Source organism: Paenibacillus sp. FSL L8-0333, assembly GCF_037965665.1.
Classification (GTDB): Bacteria; Bacillota; Bacilli; order Paenibacillales; family Paenibacillaceae; genus Paenibacillus_AQ; species Paenibacillus_AQ odorifer.
On the sequence record NZ_CP150186.1, the window covers coordinates 1,475,109 to 1,499,883 of the forward strand.

At 45.1% G+C, this 24,775-nt stretch carries 23 protein-coding genes and 1 tRNA gene; 15 read left to right on the forward strand and 9 right to left on the reverse strand.

The window, feature by feature from the left end; all coding sequences use genetic code 11:
- Nucleotides 1-88: 88 nt before the first annotated feature.
- The 4 genes from NYE72_RS06495 to NYE72_RS06510 form a co-directional block, all read right to left on the reverse strand.
- On the reverse strand, nucleotides 89-235 hold the full coding sequence (locus NYE72_RS06495; RefSeq protein ID WP_176462669.1) for a hypothetical protein: 147 nt from the start codon (nucleotides 233-235) through the stop codon (nucleotides 89-91).
- A 103-nt stretch (nucleotides 236-338) separates the two neighbouring features.
- Nucleotides 339-518 carry a FeoB-associated Cys-rich membrane protein gene (locus tag NYE72_RS06500; RefSeq protein WP_038569228.1) on the reverse strand — a complete coding sequence of 60 codons (180 nt, stop codon included), beginning with the start codon at nucleotides 516-518 and terminating at the stop codon, nucleotides 339-341.
- 44 nt (nucleotides 519-562) lie between these two features.
- Entirely contained in the window at nucleotides 563-2,575 is a 2,013-nt protein-coding gene (gene feoB / locus NYE72_RS06505; protein WP_036680095.1) for a ferrous iron transport protein B, read from the reverse strand.
- Complete coding sequence (locus NYE72_RS06510; RefSeq protein ID WP_036680093.1) at nucleotides 2,572-2,814, reverse strand: FeoA family protein; 243 nt, start codon at nucleotides 2,812-2,814, stop codon at nucleotides 2,572-2,574. Before NYE72_RS06510 ends, feoB begins: the two co-directional genes overlap by 4 nt.
- Nucleotides 2,815-3,052: 238 nt before the next feature.
- On the opposite strand from NYE72_RS06510, the gene NYE72_RS06515 reads away from it, so the two are divergent.
- The 4 genes from NYE72_RS06515 (at nucleotide 3,053) to NYE72_RS06530 (ending at nucleotide 7,559) form a co-directional block, all read left to right on the forward strand.
- Nucleotides 3,053-4,012 carry an aldolase catalytic domain-containing protein gene (locus NYE72_RS06515; RefSeq protein ID WP_170914180.1) on the forward strand — a complete coding sequence of 320 codons (960 nt, stop codon included), beginning with the start codon at nucleotides 3,053-3,055 and terminating at the stop codon, nucleotides 4,010-4,012.
- A gap of 244 nt (nucleotides 4,013-4,256) precedes the next feature.
- Nucleotides 4,257-6,383 carry an EAL domain-containing protein gene (locus NYE72_RS06520; RefSeq protein WP_094903481.1) on the forward strand — a complete coding sequence of 709 codons (2,127 nt, stop codon included), beginning with the start codon at nucleotides 4,257-4,259 and terminating at the stop codon, nucleotides 6,381-6,383.
- A 64-nt stretch (nucleotides 6,384-6,447) separates the two neighbouring features.
- Nucleotides 6,448-6,521 (forward strand) — tRNA-Gly (locus NYE72_RS06525).
- Between the two features lie 147 nt (nucleotides 6,522-6,668).
- Nucleotides 6,669-7,559, forward strand: coding sequence for a cation diffusion facilitator family transporter (locus tag NYE72_RS06530; protein ID WP_036680071.1), 891 nt, complete (start codon nucleotides 6,669-6,671; stop codon nucleotides 7,557-7,559).
- Nucleotides 7,560-7,861: 302 nt separating this feature from the next.
- On the opposite strand, the gene NYE72_RS06535 is transcribed toward NYE72_RS06530, so the two are convergent.
- Together NYE72_RS06535 and NYE72_RS06540 are read right to left on the reverse strand one after the other, a co-directional pair.
- Nucleotides 7,862-9,217: a dipeptidase gene (locus tag NYE72_RS06535; protein WP_036680069.1), complete on the reverse strand. Its 1,356-nt coding sequence runs from the start codon at nucleotides 9,215-9,217 to the stop codon at nucleotides 7,862-7,864.
- 158 nt (nucleotides 9,218-9,375) lie between these two features.
- A complete protein-coding gene (locus NYE72_RS06540) occupies nucleotides 9,376-10,059 on the reverse strand; it encodes an SDR family NAD(P)-dependent oxidoreductase (RefSeq protein WP_038569235.1) in 684 nt (227 codons plus the stop codon).
- Between the two features lie 115 nt (nucleotides 10,060-10,174).
- Here NYE72_RS06540 and NYE72_RS06545 point away from each other — a divergent pair, with 115 nt between their 5' ends.
- The 4 genes from NYE72_RS06545 (at nucleotide 10,175) to NYE72_RS06560 (ending at nucleotide 12,572) form a co-directional block, all read left to right on the forward strand.
- Nucleotides 10,175-10,570, forward strand: coding sequence for a helix-turn-helix domain-containing protein (locus NYE72_RS06545; RefSeq protein WP_244886429.1), 396 nt, complete (start codon nucleotides 10,175-10,177; stop codon nucleotides 10,568-10,570).
- A 42-nt stretch (nucleotides 10,571-10,612) separates the two neighbouring features.
- A complete protein-coding gene (locus NYE72_RS06550; RefSeq protein ID WP_036680063.1) occupies nucleotides 10,613-11,566 on the forward strand; it encodes an RNA methyltransferase in 954 nt (317 codons plus the stop codon).
- A 33-nt stretch (nucleotides 11,567-11,599) separates the two neighbouring features.
- On the forward strand, nucleotides 11,600-12,217 hold the full coding sequence (locus tag NYE72_RS06555; RefSeq protein WP_036680055.1) for an NUDIX hydrolase: 618 nt from the start codon (nucleotides 11,600-11,602) through the stop codon (nucleotides 12,215-12,217).
- Between the two features lie 202 nt (nucleotides 12,218-12,419).
- Complete coding sequence (locus NYE72_RS06560) at nucleotides 12,420-12,572, forward strand: hypothetical protein (protein ID WP_155288093.1); 153 nt, start codon at nucleotides 12,420-12,422, stop codon at nucleotides 12,570-12,572.
- A 101-nt stretch (nucleotides 12,573-12,673) separates the two neighbouring features.
- On the opposite strand, the gene NYE72_RS06565 is transcribed toward NYE72_RS06560, so the two are convergent.
- The 3 genes from NYE72_RS06565 to NYE72_RS06575 all read right to left on the reverse strand — a co-directional run bounded on the left by NYE72_RS06565 (nucleotide 12,674) and on the right by NYE72_RS06575 (nucleotide 15,420).
- Nucleotides 12,674-13,141 carry an ASCH domain-containing protein gene (locus tag NYE72_RS06565; protein WP_036680053.1) on the reverse strand — a complete coding sequence of 156 codons (468 nt, stop codon included), beginning with the start codon at nucleotides 13,139-13,141 and terminating at the stop codon, nucleotides 12,674-12,676.
- Nucleotides 13,142-13,170: 29 nt separating this feature from the next.
- Nucleotides 13,171-15,132: an ABC-F family ATP-binding cassette domain-containing protein gene (locus NYE72_RS06570; protein ID WP_036680051.1), complete on the reverse strand. Its 1,962-nt coding sequence runs from the start codon at nucleotides 15,130-15,132 to the stop codon at nucleotides 13,171-13,173.
- A 120-nt stretch (nucleotides 15,133-15,252) separates the two neighbouring features.
- Complete coding sequence (locus NYE72_RS06575) at nucleotides 15,253-15,420, reverse strand: hypothetical protein (protein WP_162636617.1); 168 nt, start codon at nucleotides 15,418-15,420, stop codon at nucleotides 15,253-15,255.
- Nucleotides 15,421-15,598: 178 nt separating this feature from the next.
- Between NYE72_RS06575 and NYE72_RS06580 the strand changes: the two genes are divergently transcribed.
- The 7 genes from NYE72_RS06580 to NYE72_RS06610 all read left to right on the forward strand — a co-directional run bounded on the left by NYE72_RS06580 (nucleotide 15,599) and on the right by NYE72_RS06610 (nucleotide 24,722).
- Nucleotides 15,599-15,976 carry a PH domain-containing protein gene (locus NYE72_RS06580; RefSeq protein ID WP_036680049.1) on the forward strand — a complete coding sequence of 126 codons (378 nt, stop codon included), beginning with the start codon at nucleotides 15,599-15,601 and terminating at the stop codon, nucleotides 15,974-15,976.
- A gap of 631 nt (nucleotides 15,977-16,607) precedes the next feature.
- A complete protein-coding gene (ggt, locus tag NYE72_RS06585; RefSeq protein ID WP_339211569.1) occupies nucleotides 16,608-18,185 on the forward strand; it encodes a gamma-glutamyltransferase in 1,578 nt (525 codons plus the stop codon).
- Nucleotides 18,186-18,503: 318 nt separating this feature from the next.
- Nucleotides 18,504-19,940: an amidase family protein gene (locus tag NYE72_RS06590; protein WP_326047399.1), complete on the forward strand. Its 1,437-nt coding sequence runs from the start codon at nucleotides 18,504-18,506 to the stop codon at nucleotides 19,938-19,940.
- A gap of 550 nt (nucleotides 19,941-20,490) precedes the next feature.
- Complete coding sequence (locus NYE72_RS06595) at nucleotides 20,491-20,703, forward strand: hypothetical protein (RefSeq protein WP_339211572.1); 213 nt, start codon at nucleotides 20,491-20,493, stop codon at nucleotides 20,701-20,703.
- A gap of 738 nt (nucleotides 20,704-21,441) precedes the next feature.
- Nucleotides 21,442-23,016 (forward strand): PucR family transcriptional regulator, encoded by a 1,575-nt coding sequence (locus NYE72_RS06600; RefSeq protein WP_036680042.1) that lies wholly within the window; start codon nucleotides 21,442-21,444, stop codon nucleotides 23,014-23,016.
- Nucleotides 23,017-23,083: 67 nt separating this feature from the next.
- Complete coding sequence (locus NYE72_RS06605; RefSeq protein WP_326047400.1) at nucleotides 23,084-24,208, forward strand: XdhC family protein; 1,125 nt, start codon at nucleotides 23,084-23,086, stop codon at nucleotides 24,206-24,208.
- On the forward strand, nucleotides 24,150-24,722 hold the full coding sequence (locus NYE72_RS06610) for an NTP transferase domain-containing protein (RefSeq protein WP_162164265.1): 573 nt from the start codon (nucleotides 24,150-24,152) through the stop codon (nucleotides 24,720-24,722). The genes NYE72_RS06605 and NYE72_RS06610 overlap by 59 nt, the downstream gene beginning before the upstream one ends.
- Nucleotides 24,723-24,775 lie beyond the last annotated feature (53 nt).

Here is a 24,775-nt window from a genome sequence, read left to right on the forward strand (position 1 = left end):
TTGTGCTGTCTACTTGACGGGGTGCAGTTCACCTAAACCAGACTCTGGTTTAGGGAACACCCCTTTATTGAAATCCAAGAGCAGAAGCTTAAACAGTACCACTGGATTTTTTGGCCTTCGATTGGGAAGTGTAAGATTGAATGCCGTTCATAATTTTATCGCGAGTTCCCTTATTCTTCAGTAAATATGCTGCTCCCAATGCGACCGTTGTAAATAATGTCTTTTTGGTATTCATAGGAATTACCTCCTTGGTATTGTCTGTAGTTGCTTATAACAAACATACCCGTTAGTTAAGGAGGCTAAACGATAAATCACTATTTATTGCCCATTTTACAAGCCTACTTCTTGTTGTTAACCGGTGTTGAACAACAAGAAAGCGGGGAATCCATCGATGCTGCCGAGCAGCTTTTTCCTTTATCACAGCCTGCACAAGCGCCCTGCTTTCCCTTTTGCACATGTCGATAGATGGTCCAGCCAGAATAACCGAAAATTAAGGCGACAATCACAACATTTATCATAATGGTACCCCACTTTCATCATGAGAATCTTATAATTTACAAGTTTACGACCATCCTAATAACCGTCCGCCTTGAAAAATAATTAAAGATACGATATACGCCAGAACGAGAGAATACCCCATGGAGAAGAAGGTCCATTTCCAAGACGCTGTTTCTTTTTTGATTACCCCTACAGTAGCCAAACAAGGAATATATAGCAGGATAAAGGCCATAAAGCTGATCGAACTCAATGGTGTGAAGACTTGAGAAATTTGATTTTCTAAACCAGCAGCATCTGGTGCATGATAGATGATATTCATGGTTGAGACTACGACCTCTTTTGCCAAAAATCCCGGAACCAATGTAGAGCCAGCCTGCCATGTTCCGAAACCAAGCGGTGCCAGTAGCGGGGCGATCATACCTCCAAACTTAGCCAGGAAGCTGTGATCCATGTCCACATCAAACCCGCCAGGACCGGCATAAGACATAAACCAAATAATTGCTGAGCCTGCAAGAATAATAGTTCCAGCTTTTCGCAGGAAACCCTTGCCCTTTTCCCAAGTGCTGCGCGATAAGGTCTTGATCTGCGGCATACGATAAGGTGGAAGCTCGATCATGAAAACTGAGGATTCATTTTTGAATAAATATTTAGAGAATACCTTACAAAGAATCAGAGCAAACACAATACCCATCACATACATGGACAGAACTGCTACGGCCTCTTGCGCCGGAAAAAACACAGCTGCGAATAAAGCGTAAACAGGCAGTCTCGCAGAACAGGACATCAGCGGCATTAGCAAGGTGGTCAGCATGCGGTCTTTGGGCTGTTCGATGCTGCGCGCCGCCATTATGGCAGGTACATTGCAGCCGAAGCCAATGATGAATGGAATAAATGCTTTTCCGTTTAGTCCCATACGTTCCATGGTGCTGTCCATTAATAAGCAAACCCGAGCCATGTATCCTGAATCCTCCAAGAAGGAAATGATCAGGAAGAGAATGAAGATTTGCGGGACAAAGACGAGGACGCCCCCTACACCGCTAATTAATCCATCGACAATCAGGGCATGCGTGAAGCTGGATGCTCCAAGCGTCTGAAGCAGGGAATTGGCTCCATCACTAATCGGTCCGGAGATCAGGCCATCGAGGAGATCTGATAGAGGTCCGCCGACCCAGTCAAATGTGGTCTTAAAGAGAGCATACATAAAGAAGATAAATAAGGGCAGTCCTAGAAAACGATGCGTCAATATGGAATCTAATCTTTCTGTTAAGTTATGAGGTTTCTGCGTTGTTGTATCAAGTACAACCTCACAAATGGAGTGGATATAATCCATCCGCTGTGAGCGAATCCATTGGGGGAGCGTCAGGGCCAGCTTTTTGATCTGTAGCTCACTCTGACAGGATTCACAGATGTTTAGCAGGCGAGTGGTGTCCATACGTGTCTTCAGAAAATGAAGAATAACCGGATTCTGCTCCATAAGCTGTAAAGCAATCCAGCGGTGATTGGGCAAGTCCTTGATAGGAAGTAATTCCTTTTCTATAGAAGATATCGCATGCTCTACAATCTCACCGTAGTTCAACTTGAACTTTACAGCGGGAATCGCAGAGGATTTCTCTAAAATACTGAGGACTTGTGCGCAGCCTTTTCCCGTTCTTGCAACAAGCGGGAGGACAGTTATACCCAGTCGTGATTGTAAGACTTCATGATTGATGCGAATTCCACGTGCATTAGCGACGTCAATCATATTAAGTCCGAGTAAGGTAGGTTTGCCATACTCAAGTAATTGAAGCGTGAGCAGCAGATTTCGTTCCAGCTGTGAAGCATCCACGATATTAATTAAGGCTTCTGGAGATTCTTCTATTAGATACTGGGCAGCAACCCCCTCATCGCGTGAGAGTGGGTGCAAGGAATAGATACCCGGCAAATCAATGAGCTTGCCAGCGCCGTTCTTCAGGCTGCCGATCTTCTTTTCTACCGTTACCCCTGACCAGTTACCAACATATTCGTATGAGGAGGTTAACGTATTGAAAAGAGAGGTTTTACCTGTATTGGGGTTACCTACAAGAGCTATTGAACTCAAGACACGTTCACCTCAATCAATGAAGCTTCCTTCCGGCGGATGGCGAACAGTTGTCCATTGCATTCCAAGGTAATAGGTCCTAAAAAAGGTCCTTTTCCTTTCAGGCGAATGCTCACACCCTCGGACACTCCAAGATCAGCCAGACGACGACGCAGGATGGGGTTGATTCCTTCTATTTTATGAATATATCCGGTCGAACCCGGTTGTAGTCGCAGCAATGAGCAAGAGGTAGAAGCCATTTTTATCCCTCCAAAAGAGACTGATAATCAATCTCAATGATTTTCTTGTAATGTAGCATTTTTAGGGCTTATTTACTGTGATCATTGTCGCTGACACGATGTGGTAATAGCATTAAGGAGAAGAAGATGAAATTCCTTTACATTTTATTCTTCATTAAAGTATGATTATACGATATAAATTGCATAGTAAAGCTATATTCGCGGTTATAATGATTGCAATAGTTGAAGGGAGATAATTATGAAGACTAATCAATGTAAGATTGTTGACTGCACCATCCGAGATGGGGGCCTAGTGAACAACTGGGATTTTAGTGTGGAATTTGTACAAAACTTATATGCCGGCTTGAATGAAGCTGGTGTTGATTATATGGAAATCGGTTATAAAAATTCACCAAAATTGCTCAAAGGAGCAGAGGGTGCCGGACCATGGCGTTTTCTGGACGATGATTTCCTGCGTAAAGTGATTCCGCAAAAAGGTCACACCAAGCTATCTGCTTTGGTTGATATCGGCCGCGTGGATGAGAATGATATTTTGCCCCGCAGCGAAAGTATGCTGGATTTGATTCGTGTGGCATGCTACAGCAAAGATGTAGAGAAAGCCCTCCAATTGGTACAAACTTTCCATGATCTAGGCTATGAGACAACGATCAACATTATGGCTTTGTCTAATGTTATGGAGAATGAATTGTTGGAAGCTTTTGAAATGATCCGTGAGAGCGTTGTTGATGTGGTATATATTGTAGATTCATACGGCAGCTTGGATCACAATGACATGAATTATCTGGTTGAGAAGTTCAAGACACATCTGCCAAACAAACGTCTAGGCGTACATACTCACAATAATCTTCAGTTGGCGTTCTCCAACACGTTGATTGCTGCTGAGAATGGTGTAGAGTTACTGGATGCTTCTTGTTATGGGATGGGACGAGCTGCAGGAAATTGCCCTACAGAGCTGTTAGTAACTCATTTGAAGAATACACGTTACTCCTTGCGCCCTGTGCTTGATATTATTGAACGCCTGATGATTCCTTTGCGTGAGAAAGAGGAGTGGGGCTATATCATTCCTTATATGATCACAGGTACACTTGATGAGCATCCACGTTCAGCAATGGCACTTCGTGCATCTGCAGACAAGGATAAATCCGTTGATTTTTTTGATAAGCTTACAACACCAGAAGTAACCTTTGGTGACAAATAAACCTGAGTTTCTTAGAAGCACTGAACCCTTTCGTAGGGGGAAGTGCTTTTTTGGTTGCCTGCTAGCAGAAAATGGTTTATATTTATGCAAGATTTATGAATATATAACTTATAAACGCGCCTTCCATTTGAATGCCGATAAAAGAAATGTAACTTAAAAGTCCTATCCCGCCGATATTTATACGTAGGACATAACTATACTTGAATGTTAATTAATAGATATTATTTTCAGACGCGAGGGACTTATGAGACAAGAAGAGAAAAAGACAATTCAAGCAGCTGCTGTAGGCGCCTTGCTGTTCCTTTTAATTCAAATTTTCCATACATCGCTTAACCGATTGGACGATTGGGATATTATTTCTTCTCTCTATCTCATTGTCGGCTGCTGTAATGTTGCTTTTGGATTTGCGATATTTGCACAGGGCTGGTTATTCTTCTCTAGCAGATTATCTAAAGGAAGATTATATGCTGCTGCTCTTTTTGGTGGAATATGTATTATTGATTTCTTGCATACACTGGGTTTTGTCGGCGTCCCGTTGATTTCATCATTCATAACTTTCGAAGAATCGTTGTGGCTGCGAACCCTCTCACGACTAATCAGCGGTTTAGGAATGTTGTTTATTTTTAGCAGGGAAGATAAGCCCGTGTCTGTCTCTGAAAAAAGAAAATTGTTTAGAATAGCCTTCATGCTGATTGTGCTTTCCATTGTTTTGTTTATTCTCAGCCACTCGGCGTTGCCTCAGTTATTAACTAAGCCTTGGATGAATCCTTTGAAGCAGATTGCTGATTTAGCAGTTCTTTTTGTTTACTTGGCAGGTGTTGCAGTTATTGTATTTCCTGAAAAAAGTGAAAAGTCAGCCTCACTGCTTATTATTATTCGAGCACTTATCTTTTTCTCTTTGGGCCAAGCCTTTTTTATGAGTCCATTCAGTAGTGGCAATATAGATGATCTTTTTGGAATGGTGTGTAGCGGAGTTGCTTACTACTTGCTGCTTACCGGAGTATATCGTCTGACGATTGAAGAACCCTTTTACGAAAAGCAGTTGGCTGAGGAGCGGATCAATTATTTAGCCTATCATGATGATTTAACGGGACTTCCCAATAGACGTCGTCTGACGCAGCGTGTAGAAGAGATGATTATTGCTGGAGAGAAGAAAACGAGCGATAAATTCTCAGCGTTAGCTATTATGAATATTAATCATTTCAAGAATATAAATGACTCCCTGGGCCATTTTGCCGGAGACCATTTACTGAAGCTGGTGTCTGAGCGCCTTGTGAATGAGGCTAAATCTACTGAAGAGCTTTATAGTATGGGGGCGGATGAGTTCGCTTTTCTTATGATGGAGAGAGCAAGTCTTGGAGAATGTTTGGTTCGAGCTACGGAGCTGCATCGATTGTTTGAGGTACCTATTGCCTTAGAGTCGGGGGAGTACCATATTTCGCTTAGTATGGGGTTAAGTATTTATCCCGGTGACGGTGAAACTGCGGAACATCTAATTCAGAATGCTGATACGGCGGTACATAATGCCAAGGAACAGGGAGTGGAGATTCGCCGGTATATTCCAGCTATGCAGATGAAAGCAAAGGAACGTCTAAAGCTGGAAAATGACCTCCGCAGAGCGCTTGAACGCAATGAATTCTTTCTGGTGTATCAGCCAAAGGTTTTGCTGGAGACGGAAGAGATCGTAGGAATGGAAGCTCTGCTCCGCTGGAATCATCCGAAACGTGGTCTGGTCTCTCCTGCGGAATTTATCCCGTTAGCTGAAGAGAGTGGACTCATTGTTCCGATTGGGGAATGGGTACTCAAAACAGCTTGTCTGCAGAATAAAAAATGGCAGCTGGCCGGCTATGTGCCGATTTGCGTCTCCATCAACCTATCTATGCGGCAATTCCTTCAGCCCAATCTAGCAGGGAGGATTCATACCATCTTAACCGACATTGGATTAGATCCGTGTTATGTCGACCTTGAGATTACTGAGAGTATGACCTTGGATAAAGAAACAGCCTTTGATCAGCTGAAACGTCTGAAAGAGCTTGGTGTCTTCATCAGTATTGATGATTTTGGTACAGGCTACAGCTCCCTGCATTATCTAAAGAACATGCCGATCGACAGATTGAAAATCGACAGGTCGTTCGTATCAGAGGTTATGGAGGACAGCAACAATGCTGCTATAGTCTCTACAATCACTTCTATGGCGCATCATTTGAAGCTGAAGGTTACGGCTGAGGGTGTGGAGAACAAGGAGCAGCTGCAATTTCTGCGGGAGCAGCATTGTCATGAAGCTCAAGGATTTCTGTTCAGCAAACCTATTCAACCAGCAGAGTTTGAGGCGATATTTTTAAAAAAGGCACCCCTCGGCGCTTCCCTGTAAACTAAAAAAATGTTGATTTTTACTTGTAGAGATGATACAATAACTCTTGTATTCACTTTCTAGTGCGGGTGTAGTTCAATGGTAGAACTTCAGCCTTCCAAGCTGATAGCGTGGGTTCGATTCCCATCACCCGCTCCATAATTCAAACTTCCAAATCCTTGCGATGCAAGGGTTTTTTTATATCCCATCAGCCTATATTGGTTGGTGGGATTTTTTTTGTTTATACTATTTGCCTAATGGAAAAACTTTAATATAGCGTACTTTTAAGAAAAGGTTGTGAAAATTTTGAATGGTGCAAAGATTGCGTTCCTATCTGTACTTAGCAATACATTTATCGTTTCTTTAAAGCTTATAGTCGGAGTACTTACAGGTTCAGTAGCAATTATCTCGGAAGCGATCCACTCCTCCTTAGATTTAGTTGCTTCGTTGATTGCTTTTTTCTCGGTCCGATGGTCAAGTCGTTCTGCGGATAAAACTCATCCTTATGGTCATGGCAAAGTGGAGAATATCTCAGGGACGATTGAAACGTTGCTTATTTTTGTAGCTGGATTCTGGATTATAGATGAGTGTGTTCATAAAATAATGAATCCAACCGCGATCGAACTTCCCTTTTTGGGCATTATTGTGATGGTGGTCGGAGCGGGGATCAATTATATGGTTTCACGCAAGGTTAAAAAGAAGGCAGACGAACTTCACTCTGTGGCTATGAAATCGAATGCTCTGCATTTGCTTACGGATGTTTTCACCTCTTTGGGTGTTGCATTCAGTTTATTATTGGTTACCCTCACTGGATGGACGATACTCGACCCTGTCATTGGGATTGTGTTGGCTCTGTATATTATGGGTGAAGCCTATAAGCTTCTAAAGGAGTCATTTCCTCCGCTGTTGGATGCACGATTAACTGAGGCAGAAGAAAATGAAATATTACATGTCATAAAGTTATTTCAAGGGCGATATATTGAATTTCATGATTTTCGTACCCGCCGATCTGGTCCAGAAGAGTATGTCGACTTTCACCTTGTGATTCCTTCTAAAATGAGTGTTGCTACTGCGCATCAATTATGCGACGAAATTGAACTAGCCATTCAAGGCATATTTGAACGTGCCCAGGTGTTGATTCACATTGAACCCGAACATGAACAGTTGGCTAACAAACCGGTATTACATGAAGGGTAATAATGGTGATTACTCACAGAGTTTCTCTGCTATTTCAATATTTTGTATTAAGTGATATGGTGATTATATCTCTTTTATATTCATTCTATATGGGGGACGGATAATGATCGCTTATTTAAGACCTTTAATAATAAGTAGCTCAGTTAAAAGCCTGATTTTTCTTTTAATAATAATGGTGATAGCAATGGTATGGTGGTTTTATAAATGGACTAAGCAATGATGCTCTTTTGTTTGGCCGCATACTAAAAAGCCAGGCTCCCAACTTAGGGAACCTGGCTTTATTTGTTTGTAGCTTGTGTATCTTAAACAGTCTTTAGGAACTCAACAATGGTGAGTAATCCCTTGTCGAAGTTCTCCAGGTTGAAATGCTCATCCGGTGCATGCAGGTTCTCATCATCGAGACCAAAGCCCATCAGAACGACAGGTGCTTCCAGCACACGGGAGAAGCTCTCCATGATCGGAATGGAGCCGCCGTCTTTGGTGAAGAGGGCACGGGTTCCATATACTTTGCCATATGCGTCTGCTGCAGTTTGCAGAATAGGATTCGACGGATCGATGTTAAAGGCACGTGCCTTCTCCATTTGCTTAACATGCACTTTCGCTCCGGTCTGAATATTAGCCTTCAGATGTGCTTCAACGGCATCGAGGATATGCTGTGGATCCTGATCGCCAACTAAGCGGCAGGTAATTTTCGCATGTGCTTCTTTAGGGATAACCGTCTTACTGCCTTCCCCTTGGAAACCGCCGTATACGCCGTTAAGCTCAAGCGTAGGACGAGCGCCAATCCGTTCTACAAAGGAATAACCTTCTTCTCCGTATAACGATTCCAATCCAAGACCTTCGCGGATTTTATCTTCATTCACACCTTGCTTCACGAATTCTTCCCGCAGCATTGGGGAAAGTTCAGGAACGCCATCATAGAATCCGTCTACAGATACGCGTCCTTTGTCGTCATGAAGCGAGCTTAGCAAAGATACTAGGGCATGCAATGCATTCGGAACGCCACCGCCGTAAGAACCAGAGTGCAGGTCTGTCAAAGCGGTAGTTACATCAACTTCAAGGGAAGCTAGACCACGTAGCCCAGTGCAGATGGCAGGACGACCGCGTTCCAATAGGGATGTATCGGAGACTAACACCGCATCCGCAGCGAGCTTTTCTTTATTGGCTTCAAGGAACGGAGGCAGATTCACACTGCCGATTTCTTCTTCACCTTCGATGCAAAGCTTGAGATTCACAGGAAGAGTACCTTCTTGTTTCAGGATCGCCTCAATGGCTTTGAGGTGAACGAATACTTGTCCTTTGTCATCTGTTGCTCCGCGTGCATAAAGCTTGCCATCACGAATCTCTGGTTCAAATGGAGGTGTGGTCCATAGGTTTAATGGATCTACTGGTTGTACATCGTAGTGACCATACACGAGAATAGTTGGTTTGCCTGGAGCATGAAGATAATCGGCATATATAACGGGATGTCCCGCTGTCGGATGCAACTCAATGTTCTCAAGTCCGGCTTTTTTCAGGGTGTCTGTCAGCCAATGGGCTGCCTTCAGTACATCGTCCTTATGTTCAGATAAGGCAGAAATACTTGGAATTCTGAGCCATTGTTTTAGTTCTTCGAGATGTTCATCCCGGTGGGTTGAAAAATACGTTTCGTATGACATAGTGAGTATGTACCTCCTTAAGTTTTGCTGCGCAAAACCGGCTTTGTAAGCGCCTGGGCATAAGCTTATTGGCCATGCGTGACCGTCTTGTTTAGCATTCTATAGGAACCATTATACTGGAGAACTCACTATGGATCAAAAGCGATGGGGCAAACCTCTCACCAGATGATTGTAGCCGGTGTCACACCTTGGGGAAAAGTATCCTCAGCTTTGCTTTTGTTCATATACATCTCATACCAAACATCAGCGATGAGTCCTGGATCTGTAGCGGTGCCGGGTTTAATGAATACACCAAGTGCTAAATGACCTACATAGATTCCTTGTGGAGCCAAATCTGCATGCAGGTTAAGTGCGTAGTTTCTTAATCCGCTAAGCGCAATGCCTACATTACCCATCATCTGCATGGGATAGATGGAGGACAATCCGGTTGTGAACAGCAGTGCGCCGCTGCGTTTCTCCAGCATCTCAGGCAAGACCTGTGCTACGCTGCGGATAGCGGCTACAACCAGTGCCTGAAAGGCATCCTGTGCATTTTCTTCTGTTACTTGTGAAGCAGGAGTAGGAGGGTAATTTCCACTTGTCGGGCTGAACTCGAGCACATCGATAAAGCCGTATTTTTTCTTGATATTATCGAAGGCTGTGGCTACTTGTTCTTTATTGTATACGTCGGCAGGAAAAGCAGCAGCCTCGATATTCAGTGCTTGCAGTTCCTGAACAAGGGTGTTCAGCTTCTCTTCATTTCGAGAGATTAATGCCACTTGAAATCCGTTGGCTCCGAATTTTTTGGCGATTGAGAGTCCTAAGCCGGGTCCAGCACCTATGATGGCAATGGTCTTTTTCATGATTTATTAGTTCCTTTCCGGTTGTTGATTACTAACAGTAACCATGATAAGCTGAATAGGCTTGAGGGACAAGAAGGCACTATTACATGCTTAAGTTACATGGAGGTAACCACAGTTGGAACATTCAAAGGAAGAACCCACCCGGTTCATGCCGATGCTGGAGGATTGCTCCATTACCCGCCAGATTCTGGACAGGGTCGGAGATAAATGGAGTGTACTGATCATAGTCAATTTAGGTGCTGAAGCTTTGCGGTTCAAAGAGTTGCAAAGGCGCTCTGGAGGGATATCACAACGGATGCTGACCCAGACCCTGCGCCATTTGGAACGGGATGGATTAGTTTGGCGTAAAGCGACGCCTACAGTCCCATTGACTGTGGAATACGGTCTGACGAGCATAGGAGAATCATTGTTGGGACCTTTAACCTCGCTTGTGGACTGGGTCAACAAAAACAATGGGAAGATCGCCAAAGCGCGTATAGATTATGACCACCAGCACGACACACAGGAGTAACAAGACAGCAGAACAATTCACTGGGATAGAGGATGGATTATATTGCATAAGGAAAGTGGAACAAACACATTTATTTATACTTACACCTGTTCAGAGGACGAGTTATCGCTGTGTCAGATGGAGCTGCGATGTCTTTTTGGTGAGCAGGTGCCGACTGTTCTTTTTAAGAGTGAGGTTGAGGTGGATGTCAGCCGCAGTCCCTTCATTAAAGAGCGGATAGATGTAATGTATGAAGGGGACAGTCTGCCTGAGATTTATGATCAAACGGAGCAGGTGGAGCTTGGCGGCAAGACGTTTAAGGTTATTTTTGTGAAGACCAACGATCTGGGCCCTGCAGACAAAATAGAGTATGATGAGCGCAGAGTGATCGAGCGGGAAATTGGGTTGCGGATTGAAGGAGAAGCGGATGTTAACCATCCGGAGCTGGTATACGGCATTGTTACGCTGGGTGGACGCTGGTACTTCGGATCTTATCATAAAAACAAGGCAACTTGGTTCCGCCAAATGAAGAAGCCACGCAGCTATTCTATCGCGCTTAGTACACGTGTTGCCCGTGCCGCGGTTAATATGGCTATTCCGAATCCTGAAGGTATACGTGCTATAGATCCTTGCTGCGGTATTGGAACTGTAATGGTAGAAGCCTTGTCAATGGGAATCGATATGGTTGGACGTGATATTAACCCTATGATTGCTATCGGTGCGAGAACAAATATTGCCCATTTTGGATTCACCAGTGAGGTTACGCTCGGGGATATTGCGGATATCACTGATCATTACGATGTAGCCATTGTAGATATGCCATATAATCTATATTCTAGTATTACACCTGAGGAGCAGTTCGCGATTCTAGTGAATGCGCGCCGGATTGCAGATCGGGTGGTTATCGTTGCGATTGAACCGATGGACGAGATGATCACTGAAGCTGGATTTACAATCATAGACCGTTGTGAAGCTAAAAAAGGAGCCTTCTCGCGTCATTTAATGCTTTGCCAGTAATCCTAATCAAGGTACCGAAAAAGGGGTGCAGCAATGGAGCAGAAATGGTTAACGTGGGCCAAAGAAATTCAGGCCATCGCACAGACTGGATTAACTTATGCTAAGGATGTTTATGATATAGAACGGTATCAAGCTTTGCGTGAGCTCAGTGTAGATATCCTCGCTAATTATACCTTCGAAAGCAAGGAGAGAATTAGACTCTCCTTTGCGGGTGAAGGGGGTTATGCTACCCCAAAAGTTGATGTCCGTGGTGTTGTATTCCGGGAGGATAAAATTCTACTTGTTCGCGAGAAGTTGGACGGGAATTGGGCGCTTCCTGGTGGCTGGGGGGACATTGGACTGTCGCCGAGCGAAGTTGTTGTGAAAGAAATCAAAGAGGAATCGGGTTTTGAGGCAGAAGCAGTTCGCTTACTGGCTGTACTGGATAAGAAATTTCATAGCCATCCGCCGGAGCCTTATCACGTGTACAAGTTCTTTATTTTATGCCGCATCGTGGGCGGAGAGGCAATGGAAGGGGTAGAGACAAGCGAAGTTTCGTTTTTTGCTGAAGATAAGCTGCCTGAGCTTTCAGCAGAGCGGAATACAGAGGCACAGATTCGGACGATGTTTGAATATTTACGAAATCCGGAAAAAGTAGTAATATTGGACTAAGAATCTGCATATACTGTATGACTTCCGCAAATTTAAGTTTTTAATTATTCAAAATTTGGTTAATAACTAATATGTAAGCACTTACAACGGTTTGGCCGCTGAGCCTTTATATCTACCAAAATTCAAAATTTTAATTTTTTGGGTCGAGCGGTCTACATTTTTTCCTCTACTGTGACGATAAGATATTTTAGGAGGGGATCGCATGGAACAAGAAGAATTGAGCATTCCATTGAAACAGGAAAATGTGGTGCGTCCTGCAGAAGGCAATATTGCCACTGGGCTGGTTTGGGGTATTTTAATCAGCATTCCGTTATGGATCTCTGTTATTGGCTGGATTTTGGGATTTTGGCACTAAACCATAAATTAATGAGGATCTAATTCTGTTGATTTTATAGTATACACAAAAGGCTGTCCCTTCCTTGTGGAAGAGACAGCCTTTTGCGTTTTCTGAAGATCTTAGTCTTTTGTATATACCACTCTAAAGTTCTCACAAACAACTTTCATCTTTGGATCAAAGGGTTTGTTTAAGAATTTTAAGGATTCTCTGGTGAAGAACTGCTCATGATCATGACGCCATGACTTAAGCGTCCGGTCACCTTCTCCTTCAGTATAGGCAAACTCAGCGCTAACCTCATCAAAAGGTATAATTTGTACATCTGTAGTAACAATTATTGCCCGCGGATCACCAGATCCATCCAGCACGATACTGTGACCGCCAACTTGCGGAAACGTCTCGTCACAAGTTTCAAATATATCATAATTTGAAGCAGTTCCTGTCTTGATCCCACGAATCACCAGATCGAGCAGTTCATCGGCCATCTGGGGACTGTCACCAAAGGCCCAGGCGTCATAGTTATCCGCTGTTTGTGGATGAAGCTGGGTGTATTCTTTCCACAATAACTTAATCTTCTCTTTGTTGCTCATATGCTCATCTCCTTATAGATCAATCTATTCTATAGACCAGTTGTCTCCATCCATCCTGTATAGAGCTCATCCAACTGCTCCTGTATCGCATCACGTTCTTGTTGCAGCTCAGCAAGTTCAGCTGCATCGCTGCTGATCAGGGGATCTAACATCTTAGCATCGATCACGCCAAGGCGTTCCTCTACCTCTGCAATGGCCGTTTCCCAGTCGAAGGTGGTGTTTTTCCTACGGGAACTGGTGGATTTAGCGTTGGTTTCTTTCCCTGAATCGTTAGATTGAGGCTTATCAGGGCGTGAACTTGTTCGTTCTGCAGAGACAGGTTTAGCTTGATCCGCAAAAGAGGGAGCTAGTAATGCCTTTTCAGCTTGTTTTTCCTTGTAATATTCATAGTTTCCGTTGAACACTCCAAACCGCCCGTCTTCAATGGACCATAGTTTGTGAAATAGGCGATTGATGAAATAACGGTCATGAGATACCGCCAGAACCGTGCCTGGAAATTCCTCTAATGCTTCTTCGAGTGCTTCACGAGAATCTATGTCCAGATGATTGGTCGGCTCATCCAGAATCAGCAGATTTGGCTTGCGATGCATTAGTACAGCGAAACGCAGGCGGGTCCATTCACCACCGGACAGATTCGTAATGTCTTTGAATACATCGGGACCATAAAATAGGAAACGTGCAAGCTGCCCGCGTGCTTCACCTTCTTCAAGTCCAGCTTCTTCGCGGAAGTAGCGGAGTACAGACTGTTTGTTATTTTCAGGAACAGCCTCTTGTGCGAGGTAGCCGACCACAGTTCTTGAGCCGAGTGTACAGCTTCCGCTGTCCGGGGTTTCCTGCCCTAAAATAATTCTTAAAAGTGTACTTTTACCTGCCCCGTTACCGCCGATGAGTGCCGTAGTCTCTCCGTAGCGAAGTACTTCGTTTGCCTCTGCGAAAAGGCTTCGCTGACCATATGCTTTTCCGATATCCTCCAAAATGACAACCTGATTACCGGAACGGTCATTTTGCTGTAGCTGCAAATCCATCGATTTGCGCTCCAAAATAGGACGTTTAACCTTCACCATACGATCCAGTGCTTTTTGCATGGATGCTGCTCTCCGGTAAAAGGAAGGGTTAGGAGGTGTCCCGCGATTGCCAAATTCAATGAGACGTTTGATGCTTTCCTGCATTTGTTTTATTTTTTTCTGCTGCTCTTGATAATCGGCAAATTGTTGAAGAAGTCGTGTTTCCTTCTCCACTTGGTAGCCGCTGTAGTTGGTATGGAAGGTAAAGGCCTCGCCATCCTCAATCTCGATCACTTTCTTGACTACAGCGTCCAGAAAGTAACGGTCATGGGAGATCGCAAGCACTGTTCCATCATAACTCTGTAAAAATTGCTCCAACCATTCAATGGCGTTCATATCGAGATGATTGGTTGGTTCATCCAATAGAAGGATGTCTGGACGGCGCAGCAGCAGCTCCGCTAGTCCGACTTTTGTTTTTTCTCCTCCTGAAAGAGAGGCGAACAATCGGCTGTATTGTCCGGTTCCGATCCCGAGACCCGAGGCTACGCGCTGAATAGAGGATTCGATCTCGTAACCTCCGGCATCCTCGAACTTATCCTGCAAGCTGCCATATTCTTTCAGCAGCCGATTCCAGAGGGTTTCATCCGTTCCGCTGTTAAAGCTGGACATTTCCAGCTCAAGCTCCCGCAGGCGGTGCTGCCATTGCAAAGGTTCGGCAAAGCTGCGCTGCAGAACATCATATACGGTTTCTTTTTCGTTAACTTCTTGAATTTGAGCTAACAGACCTACTACGCTGCCTTTGCGTATTGAGATTTGCCCTTCATCGGGGCGTTCCTCCCCGTTCAGCAGGTGGAATAGTGTCGTTTTGCCACAGCCGTTACGGCCGATCAGGCCAATTTTTTCCCCTTGGCGGATATCGAAGGTAATGCTATTCAGCACGAGTTGTGCCCCGTGGTATTTTTGAACATTTTGGCATTGGATGATCATATATATTCTCCTTTAAGAATGCCCTTCGCACCGCCAGTACCCTAAATGGCTCCGAAATCCTGTAAAAAACCATAAAAAAAGACCGTAGGGAAATTTCCCCACGGCCTTATCATTCTCCGGTTAACTGATCCGTCCGGGTGATGGCAGGAAAGGCATTTCACAATTGTGTAGTGTTATTAAATTCATACAAATGGACAGACTTCTCCCGTTATCGCCATTTACATGAGCAATGCCAGCTATCGCTTTAGGTAGCCGACTCATAACACTGTTGGTCCAATTGTGATCCATTCCTTCCACACCCCCCTCTTAGTAAATTTAATGACAGTGTAATCAAAAATCAGAAAATAAGCAAGTAAAAAGATGTCAGAGAGTATTTTTACACAGCATAGAATATGAAAAATAGAATAATATGGTTCTGTAGTGGGGGGCAAGTGGCTAAATTTAACGGATGAAAAGAGGAAGAGATATGGCACTTTTTGACGGATTAATGGGCAATGCATCACAAGTAAATCTTACGGAGGTCCAGCGGGAATACGCACAAATTCTTGCTCCTCAGGAGAAAATCGAACGCGCCTATAAGCTGATTAGAGATATGTTCATTTTTACGGACAAGCGGCTTATTCTGGTAGATAAACAAGGTCTGACGGGCAAGAAAACAGAATATCATTCGATCCCTTACAAAAGCATCTCGCATTATTCCGTGGAGACGGCAGGGCATTTTGACCTGGATGCGGAGCTATGTATCTACATTTCCAGCAGCACGCTTCCGGTGAAGAAGACCTTCAATAAATCCGTAAATATTTACGAGGTGCAGGCCGTGTTATCGCAATATATTTTAAAATAAATTGTTTATTCGGTGTTTCAAAGCACAAGCCCCCCTCTAAAAGTGGCTAAGATTACTAAGGTTAGATGCAGCTAGATATATTTGAGATAGGTAGCCACAAGACATAACCGAGATAGACAGCTATATGGCGGCAAAAGGTGACTAGACATATCCGAGATAGGTAGCCATTTGGTGGCAAAAGGTCACGGTAGTACGCCATGGCAGTATGCGGCTCCCTGTAATTAAAATGATTTTATAATATTCGTAGGTGTGAATCTACAAGATTAAACAAAGATGACCTCTTATTTGTGCATAGCTCACAAAAAGAAGAGGTTTATTTTGCGTTTCAGCGTAACCGATTGACAAAGGATTTTCGTGTAATGTTAAATGACACTAATTAAGTCAGAAGTTATAGGGAGCTCGCAGCTGAACCCGCCGCAGAATATAGGAGATTGAATATGTTGAAGAAACCCGCCGCAAAAAATAAGGAGTTGGGACATGGCGGAAAAACCCGTAAAACATAGGGGGATGGGCATGGTGGAGGGGAGAAACCCGTAAAACGTAGAGGAATGGCATGGGGAAGAAACCCGAAAAAAATAGAGGGAAGGGCATGGCGGAGCGGAGAAACCCGTAAAAGATAGGGGGACGGAACATGGCGGAGAAACCCGTAATAGGCACAAAAACTATGGTAGTTAGCCCCCATTATTTAGCCTCGGCTGCTGGTGCACGTATGTTGGAAAAAGGGGGTAATGCCTTTGATGCAGCGGTGGCGATCAGTGCGACACTAGCTGTTGTATATCCGCATATGACGGGGCTAGGCGGAGATTCCTTTTGGTTGACCTATAACACGCAAGAGGCGCGTGTTCGGGCCTATAACGGAAGCGGGCGCTCCGGGTACGGAGTCCGCAGAAGCAGCTATGCCGGGGAAGCTTTCATCCCGCGGCGGGGGATTCGCAGCGCCATTACGGTGCCGGGGATGGCGGACAGTTGGGATGCCATACTGAGTAAGTATGGCCGCTTTATGCTGGCGGAGGTACTGGAGCCTGCCATTGGTTATGCTTTGGAGGGATTTCCGCTGTCGCCGGATCAGCGGAATAACACGGCTGTTGCGGGCTCTGCGCTGTCGCCGGAGGCGGCAGCGATTTACACGCCAGGCGGCGTGATTCCTTGTGCTGGATCGCGATTCCAGCAAAAACAGCTGGCGGCCACCCTGCGGACATTGGCGGCGGGTGGGCGGGATGCTTTTTATAAGGGGAAGATTGCGGAGGACATCTGTGACTATATGCTGGCAACTGGCGGGTATTTGACTCGGGATGACTTTGCGGATCATCAGGGGGATTGGGTCGAGCCGATTCATACGGATTATCACGGGCATACGGTATATCAAGTGCCGCCTAATTCTCAAGGTTTCACTGGACTAATGAGTCTTAATTTATTGGAACATTACAATTTTGAAGCAATCGGGCATGGTTCGTATGAATATTATCACCTGCTTGTTGAAGCGTTGAAGCTAAGCTTCCGCGATCGGGATAGGGTGCTTACAGATCCGGATTTTAGTGCTATTCCTTTGGAGCAGCTGCTGGATAAACGTTATGCAGGACAATTAGCGTCTACTATCTCGATGCAAAAAGCTGCGCAACTGACAAGTCAGCCTATCGGCAGTGATACAGCTTATGCTGCGGTTGTGGATGAGGACGGGAATGCGGTCTCTTTTATTCAGAGTCTGTATTTTGAATTTGGTTCGGGCGTGGCCGCTGGGGATACTGGGATTCTGCTGCAGAATCGAGGTTCGTTTTTTTCGCTGGACCCCGGGCACATCAATACGCTTGAGCCGCATAAGCGCAGCTTCCACACACTGATGCCAGCGATGGCCTGCCGCGAGGGCAAACCTGCGATTCTGTACGGGACGCAAGGTGGCGAAGGTCAACCACAGACTCAAACCCTGCTGCTCACACGGATGCTGCATTATGGCATGAATCCACAAATGGCTGTGAATGAGCCGCGTTTTGTGTGGGGGAGAACGTGGGGAGAGCCTACGCAAGAACTGAAGGTGGAGAGCAGGGTAGCTGATGAGGTGCTGGCAGATTTGGCCGCAGCCGGTCATATTGTCCGGAAAGTAGATGACTATGATGGGATTATGGGTCACGCTCACATGATTTCGATAGATGACAATGGATACCGCAGTGGGGGAACGGACCGACGCTGCGATGGTGCGGCGATTGGGTGGTAGGTATAGGTGTGATGGAAGGATTGGAAGGACTCTGAAGGAATCATAGGTGGAATGATGGATGGAAAAGCTGCTGATGGGGTCGTAGGAGGAAAAATGGAGAATTGGAAGGACTGCTGGAGGAATCGAAGGCGGTATGGTGTGGGATCCGAAAGGCTGATGGAAGAATCGTAGGTGGAATGATGGATGGAAAAGCTGCTGATGGGTCGTAGGAGGAAAGATGAGGAATTGGAAGGAACGCTGGAGGAATCGTAGGAGAAGCGTGGGATCCGAAAGGCTGATGGAAGGGTAAAAGTAATGGTCTAGGGAGGAGGGGGAATTATGGTTTTGGATAATCGGTATGGTGCGTTTATAGATCCTGAGCTTACGGTTGAGAGTTTAGGAAGCGGGATATTGGATGGACTGACCTTTGCAGTAAAAGATGTATTTGCTGTAACTGGACACAGCTCTTCTGCAGGTAATCCTGATTGGCTGCGTAGCCACCATCCGTCCACGGAGCATGCGGTGGCTGTACATCGTTTACTGTTGTCGGGTGCTACACTTCGTGGTGCTGCCTATACGGATGAGCTGATGTATAGTCTGGGCGGCGAGAACCATCATTATGGAACGCCGATTAATCCGCGTGCTGTAGGTCGTATCCCAGGCGGATCTTCAAGTGGTTCGGCAGTAGCGGTAGCTTCTGGTAGTGTTGATTTTGCGCTCGGAACAGATACCGGTGGCTCAATTCGAGTACCTTCCTCTTATTGCGGAGTATATGGCTTCCGGCCAACGCATGGAGCTGTGGATTTTCAAGGTGTTATTCCATTATCTCCGGCTTTTGATACAGTTGGCTGGGTGTCGGATCGCTTGGATGTGCTCCAGAAGGTAGGGGAAGTGTTACTTGTGGCTGGGAGTACATCTGTAAAGACGTCGAAGAAAATAGGAAGTAGTCTAGAAGAAACTGTAGGGAAGAGCATAGAGAAGAATGTATTGGAAAATTTGAAGAACAACTTAGAGGGAGACATGGTGAAGACTGATAAAAATAATTTAGAAAAGAGCCAGAAGGAAAGTTTAGAAACGATTTTGGAGAAACGTATTGAGAAGAGTGCTGAGAAGAGTACGGAGAAAATTTTAGAGATTGGCCCGGAAAACAAGGTAAAAAAGAATATGGAAGACAAAAATAAAATGGGTACTTTATTTGTTGCTACTGACTGCTGGGCTTTGGTTAATCTGGAGAATGCAGCTATTTTATCGGAGGGATTAAGTTGTTTGCGATCCGGGGCAGATCATCTCATGGAGATAGAAATTGCTTTGGAGGGGTTAAGGGTCTGGATGGATGTTTTTAGAGAATTGCAGGGGAATGAAATTTGGGAAACTCATGGCGTTTGGATTGAGAACGAGAAACCAGTCTTTGGGCCTGATATTGCAGCGCGATTCTCGTGGGCTGCCAGTTTGGCGGAAGAGGATCATAGCGTTGCACAATGTAAGCAAAAAGAGATTTCTAATCATTTGCGCTTGCTGCTAGGAGAGGACAATTGTCTTGTGATTCCGACAGTTCCGGGACCAGCGCCGCTGCGTGGAGGGGATTTGCGCCAATTGGAGGTGAATCGTAGTGGTGCGATGATGTTGAGTTGCATAGCTGGGTTGGCAGGTTTGCCTCAGGTAACATTACCTATGCTCTCCACAAGTAGATTGCCACTGGGATTATCCGTTATTGCCGGACATGGTCAGGATCTCCGGTTACTCTCTTGGGTGAATGAAGTGTGGCAGCAGTCTTGAGAGGCTGAGTGCAGTGGTCTTGAAAAAGCAGCGATACTAAACAGACCGTAGCTACGAACAACATATCTTGACACTTTTCTAGTTACATTTCTAGTTACTGTTAACCGATACTCCTCCATTACTCTCTTGGAATACACTCTAGAAATACATTCTAGGAAGACGCTTTAGGATTACACTCTAGAAATTCACTCTGGGAATACACTATAGGATTACACTCTAGGATTACATTCTAGCAATACACTCTAACGCCACACTCACTTATTGATTCACAAATTAACGAAATACACATGTCATTCCCGCCTACTCTTAGTTTTATTTACACCGGGGAGCCCAGTGGAGTTGCTTTAAAAACTAAGGTAGCTTAAGTTGGCTCAATAGTGGAGTGGTAGAGTGAAAAAGATAAATTCAGCGCTCGATTGTGTGGTATAAGACCAGTAGATTTAAGTGAATACGTCGCTGGAGAGAAAAGAACGGTATAAATCCCACAGAAATCGGGGGAAGTGCTTAAGTAACTAAAAAGAACGGTATAAATCCCGCAGAATCTGGGAAAGTGGCCCAAGTAGCTAAAAAGAACGGTATAAATCCCGCAGAATCCGGGGAAATGGCTCAAGTAACTAAAAAGTACAGTATAAATCCCGCAGAATCTGGGGAAATGGCTCAAGTAACTAAAAAGTACAGTATAAATCCCGTAGAATCCGGGGAAATGGCTCAAGCAGCTAAAAAGTACAGTATAAATCCCGTAGAATCCGGGGGAAGTGCTTAAGTAGTTAAAAAGAACGGTATAAATCCCGCAGAACTCAGGAAAGTAGCATAAATAACTAAAAAGAACAGTATAAATCCCGCAGAATGTGGCGAAGACGCCTATGTAGTCAAAAAGAAGGGCAAAAAGGCCCTTCATCCCGGCAATTCCGGCCGAATAGCCAAAAAGAAGTGCAAAAGTGCCCTCCACCTCTACCGGCAGCAGTGGATCTATAAGAGCTTGTACCTCCGCCACAGCTACAGTGGGGTGGTATTATCTCTACTTGTACGGATCTTCTACACTGCTCAATTCCCCGTCTTGCAGCGCTGGTGTGCCTGCGACTTCGATCTTGATGGCCAATTCGAATAGCCTGAGAATACCCTGCCACCTATTCCGACTCCCTATTCCGACTCCCGCGTGAACCCGTAAAAACTTGTTTTTACTCGAAAGCCCTCCCTCAACTCCACCTACTATTTTCCAATCCCCTTATACAGTTCACATGAACGATATGAGCTAAAGTTCAATAATTCATCATTCATCATTCATCATTCATCATTCATCATTCATCATTCATCATTCATAATTAATAATTAATAATTAATAATTCATGATCCATGTTCATTTTGTGTTAAGTTTATTAACATATAAATCATGAAAATTTAACTTCCCTCTATTCAACACGGTTCATTTTAATTATAATGTTACATAAAATAACATTATAAATCAGAAATGGTTCTATTGATCCTAATAAGGAGGGGTGGCATGCATCTTACGGTTGAAGAAGCGTTGTCCATTTATCCTTTGTCCGAGGCGAAGCTTATCGCTGGGTCTAAAGGGAAACATCGAATTGTGAAGTCAATTAATGTGATGGACGCCCCCGATATCTCGGATTGGATCAAAGAAGGCGAGATGCTGCTGACGACAGCCTATTTGATAAAGGACAATATGGAGGAAGCCTCTGCCTTGCTGCAGACTTTGAATCGCCGGGGATCTTCGGCCTTGGGCATTAAGCTGGGGCGGTTTTGGGATGAAGTACCAGAGCAACTGGTTGCAGAAGCGGAGAGTCTTAACTTCCCACTAATCCAGCTACCGTTCGAGTTTACTTTTTCGGATCAGATGAATGGTCTGTTTCGCGCCGAGCTTAGCCGCAGCACTCACGTTCTGCAGAACATTATGGAGAAGCAGAAAAAGCTGATGCAATTCGCCCTAAGATCTGTCCGCAGCCGTCCGTTGTTTGATTCGGTGTCTGAAGTGATTGGCCATTCACTTGTGGTGGTTAGCGCACGGGGGGATGTGATCTACAACAACTCTGAATACTATCCTTCACAGCTGCTGGAGGGGTGGCCGTGGCAGAAACGGAATCAGCGCTTTCGTGTTGGAGATCATGTGGGCTACCGTACACCACTTTTGCAAGGAGAGAAGTGCTCCGGATATCTATTGTTTTGTGCCATCGACCCTTTATTGCTCCCAATGGAAGAAAGTTTGTTCGTTCAGGGAGCTGAACTTATTTCATATCATATTCATTCAGGATACGAAGATTATTTTGAACAGGCAGAACACAGGGAGTTTAGCGGATTGCTGAGACGTTGTTTGAGCGGTAATTTATCTTACACAGATTTGGCGCAGGCTGCTCTCGACTTGGAGATTGAGCTGCTTCAATCACCATTTTTTCTCTTATTGACCGATACAGCTGCGACTGGGGAAGAACGCCAAGGTGAGCTGCTCAGACTAAAAGAAGAATATCTTGAACATCCCGGGCTACGGGAAGTAAAGGGAATTCATGTGATCATAGATCAAGGACTTTTGTCTATATATCCGGGAGATCGTCAGCGTCCTGAACAATTCCGGGATATAATCCAGGTTTGTTTTAACAACATGAAGTTTGATAAGGGATATTATCCGCGAGCTGCGATAAGCAGTTGTAAAGCGAAGCCGGAGGGGCTGAAAGAGGCTTTTGCGGAGGTAAAGGATTGTATGGGAATGCTTCAGGGCGGGGGAGTAAAAGGGAATGTTGTGCATTACCGGCAGCTTGAGCTTAACCTGCTACTCGGGCAAATTCCGGCAGAGGTTATGGAGAAATATTGTAATGGAAGTCTTAGAGGGTTGCTTAACCGAGAACCGGAGTATGTCAGGGAAATGCTGCGGACGCTGGAAGTTTATCTAGAGAACGATGGTCATGTTAATGAGACGGCTAAGAAACTGTTTATTCATCGAAACACGGCTACCTACCGGATCGAGAAGCTTAGTGAGCTGCTGGACGTCGATTTTAAAAAAATAAATGATCTAATGAGGTTGAAGTTAGTATTCATGTTTCGGAGGATGCTCGGAAGGGACTAAGGTCTAAGGTCTAAGTTCTAAGTTCTAAGTTCTGGGTTGAAATGCAAACACGGAGGAGGGGAACCTCGTGAATACACATGAAATCGCAATGCATATTCAAACCCATCAGGCGCCTGCGGTGCTGGCAACGCTGATAGAGGTGGAGGGACACTCGTATCGTAAAGCCGGAGCGGTGATGTTGTTTTTTGAAGAAGGTACGATTGGGAGCCTGAGTCCAGGTTGTCTGGAAAACGATCTGCAGCTGCGAACTTCTGAGATCTGGGAACGAGGGCTGCCCGAAATTGTGGAATACAACATGCTGTCTCCGGATGATCTGTCCTGGGGTGAGGTTATCGGCTGTGGAGGCAAAATCAAAGTAGTGCTAGAACCCGTGCAGGGTCAGCTCTACAAGCTTTTAGTGCAGGCGAGTGACAGATTGGCTAGGGGAGAGAAGCTAATTTTGTTCCGCGAAGCAGTGGAGAAAGGTTTTATCTATAAGCTGGAGCTGGATCCAGACATTGTACTGCCGCAGAGCAAGAAACATCCGAAATTATCCCACTCGGCAAAAGAAAGCCTGGCGGCAGGTCGCTTTATGGCCGCTCCAGCAGAATTGACAGCATTCCATACGTCTTTCGTGCCCAAACCGCGGCTTGTGATTTTTGGCGGGGGACGTGATGTGGTTCCTATTGCGAAACTTGCTGACAGAGTTGGCTTTCGGGTAGCGGTTGCGGATTGGCGTGAAGGAAGCTTGCACAATAAGTTTCCTCGAGCTGAACAAGTAATTTGTTCCCCTATGGAGGTTGTTCAGCGATTGGGCGTAGCCCGGGAGGATTATGTATTGATTTGCAGTCATCAACTTGGGCGGGATAGACAGTTTCTGGAGAGTGTGATTCCGCTTGCTCCTCTATATATAGGGATTATCGGTTCGAAGGCGCGGATATCTCTTTTACTGGAAGGGTTTGAGGTTCCTGCATCTTTGCATGCACCTGTAGGGTTGCCAATTGGAGGAGAAGGTCCGGAGGAGATTGCGGTCAGTATTATAGCGGAAATTATTCAAATTAGAAGGGTGGGCTCACGAGAGCTGCCCAAAGGAGCGGATAGTATTGAAGGTAGCAGGAATATATTTGGCAGCGGGGCAGAGCAGGCGGATGGGCGTGTCCAAGGTTTCACTGAAATTGTCGCAGGAGGTCTCACTCGGGAGCGTCGCGCTTAGTGAATTGGATCGTTGCAATCTAGAACCGCTAATCGTGGTAGTGCGTGCGGATGACAACTTGGAATGGCTGCCACCCGCGATTGAACCGCAAGCATCCAGACGTACCGAAACTTGCTTAACCGCACATCTAGGATTGTCTTTTTCACTGCGCTGTGGCCTTAATGCGGTATTACCTTTACAGCCCGATGCAGTAGTTGTGGCGCTTGCGGATCAGCCATTTATTACTACAGCATTAGTGAACCGTCTAATACAAACGTTTGAACAATCTCCGGAGATGGATTATGTCGCTAGCGTCAGCAATGGGTCGGCTATGCCCCCGGCTTTGTTCTCGAAGACGTTGTTTCCAGCACTACAGGGATTAGATGGAGATCGAGGAGCGGCGGGGATATTGCGTTCACCTGATTATAAGGGGATTGTTCTGGAATCTGAGTCTGCCCATTATTTCATGGACGCAGATACAAAAGAAGATTTTGGTGAGATTCAGGAGCAATGGATTCTGAGAAATGGAAAGTGAAGTAAAGAATAGTCTGAAAAGTAATCTGAAACAGTGTTCCTTTTCCACCTTTG

Coding starts and splice junctions, on each gene's coding strand:
- NYE72_RS06500 (WP_038569228.1), bottom strand. CDS start 518: ATGATAAATGTTGTGATTGTCGCCTTAATTTTCGGTTATTCTGGCTGG.
- NYE72_RS06575 (WP_162636617.1), bottom strand. CDS start 15,420: ATGGATCACAATTGGACCAACAGTGTTATGAGTCGGCTACCTAAAGCG.
- NYE72_RS06515 (WP_170914180.1), top strand. CDS start 3,053: ATGAAGACTAATCAATGTAAGATTGTTGACTGCACCATCCGAGATGGG.
- NYE72_RS06540 (WP_038569235.1), bottom strand. CDS start 10,059: ATGAAAAAGACCATTGCCATCATAGGTGCTGGACCCGGCTTAGGACTC.
- NYE72_RS06520 (WP_094903481.1), top strand. CDS start 4,257: ATGAGACAAGAAGAGAAAAAGACAATTCAAGCAGCTGCTGTAGGCGCC.
- ggt (WP_339211569.1), top strand. CDS start 16,608: ATGGCGGAGAAACCCGTAATAGGCACAAAAACTATGGTAGTTAGCCCC.
- NYE72_RS06555 (WP_036680055.1), top strand. CDS start 11,600: ATGGAGCAGAAATGGTTAACGTGGGCCAAAGAAATTCAGGCCATCGCA.
- NYE72_RS06535 (WP_036680069.1), bottom strand. CDS start 9,217: ATGTCATACGAAACGTATTTTTCAACCCACCGGGATGAACATCTCGAA.
- NYE72_RS06560 (WP_155288093.1), top strand. CDS start 12,420: ATGGAACAAGAAGAATTGAGCATTCCATTGAAACAGGAAAATGTGGTG.
- NYE72_RS06570 (WP_036680051.1), bottom strand. CDS start 15,132: ATGATCATCCAATGCCAAAATGTTCAAAAATACCACGGGGCACAACTC.
- NYE72_RS06565 (WP_036680053.1), bottom strand. CDS start 13,141: ATGAGCAACAAAGAGAAGATTAAGTTATTGTGGAAAGAATACACCCAG.
- NYE72_RS06600 (WP_036680042.1), top strand. CDS start 21,442: ATGCATCTTACGGTTGAAGAAGCGTTGTCCATTTATCCTTTGTCCGAG.
- NYE72_RS06590 (WP_326047399.1), top strand. CDS start 18,504: ATGGTTTTGGATAATCGGTATGGTGCGTTTATAGATCCTGAGCTTACG.
- NYE72_RS06510 (WP_036680093.1), bottom strand. CDS start 2,814: ATGGCTTCTACCTCTTGCTCATTGCTGCGACTACAACCGGGTTCGACC.
- NYE72_RS06495 (WP_176462669.1), bottom strand. CDS start 235: ATGAATACCAAAAAGACATTATTTACAACGGTCGCATTGGGAGCAGCA.
- NYE72_RS06580 (WP_036680049.1), top strand. CDS start 15,599: ATGGCACTTTTTGACGGATTAATGGGCAATGCATCACAAGTAAATCTT.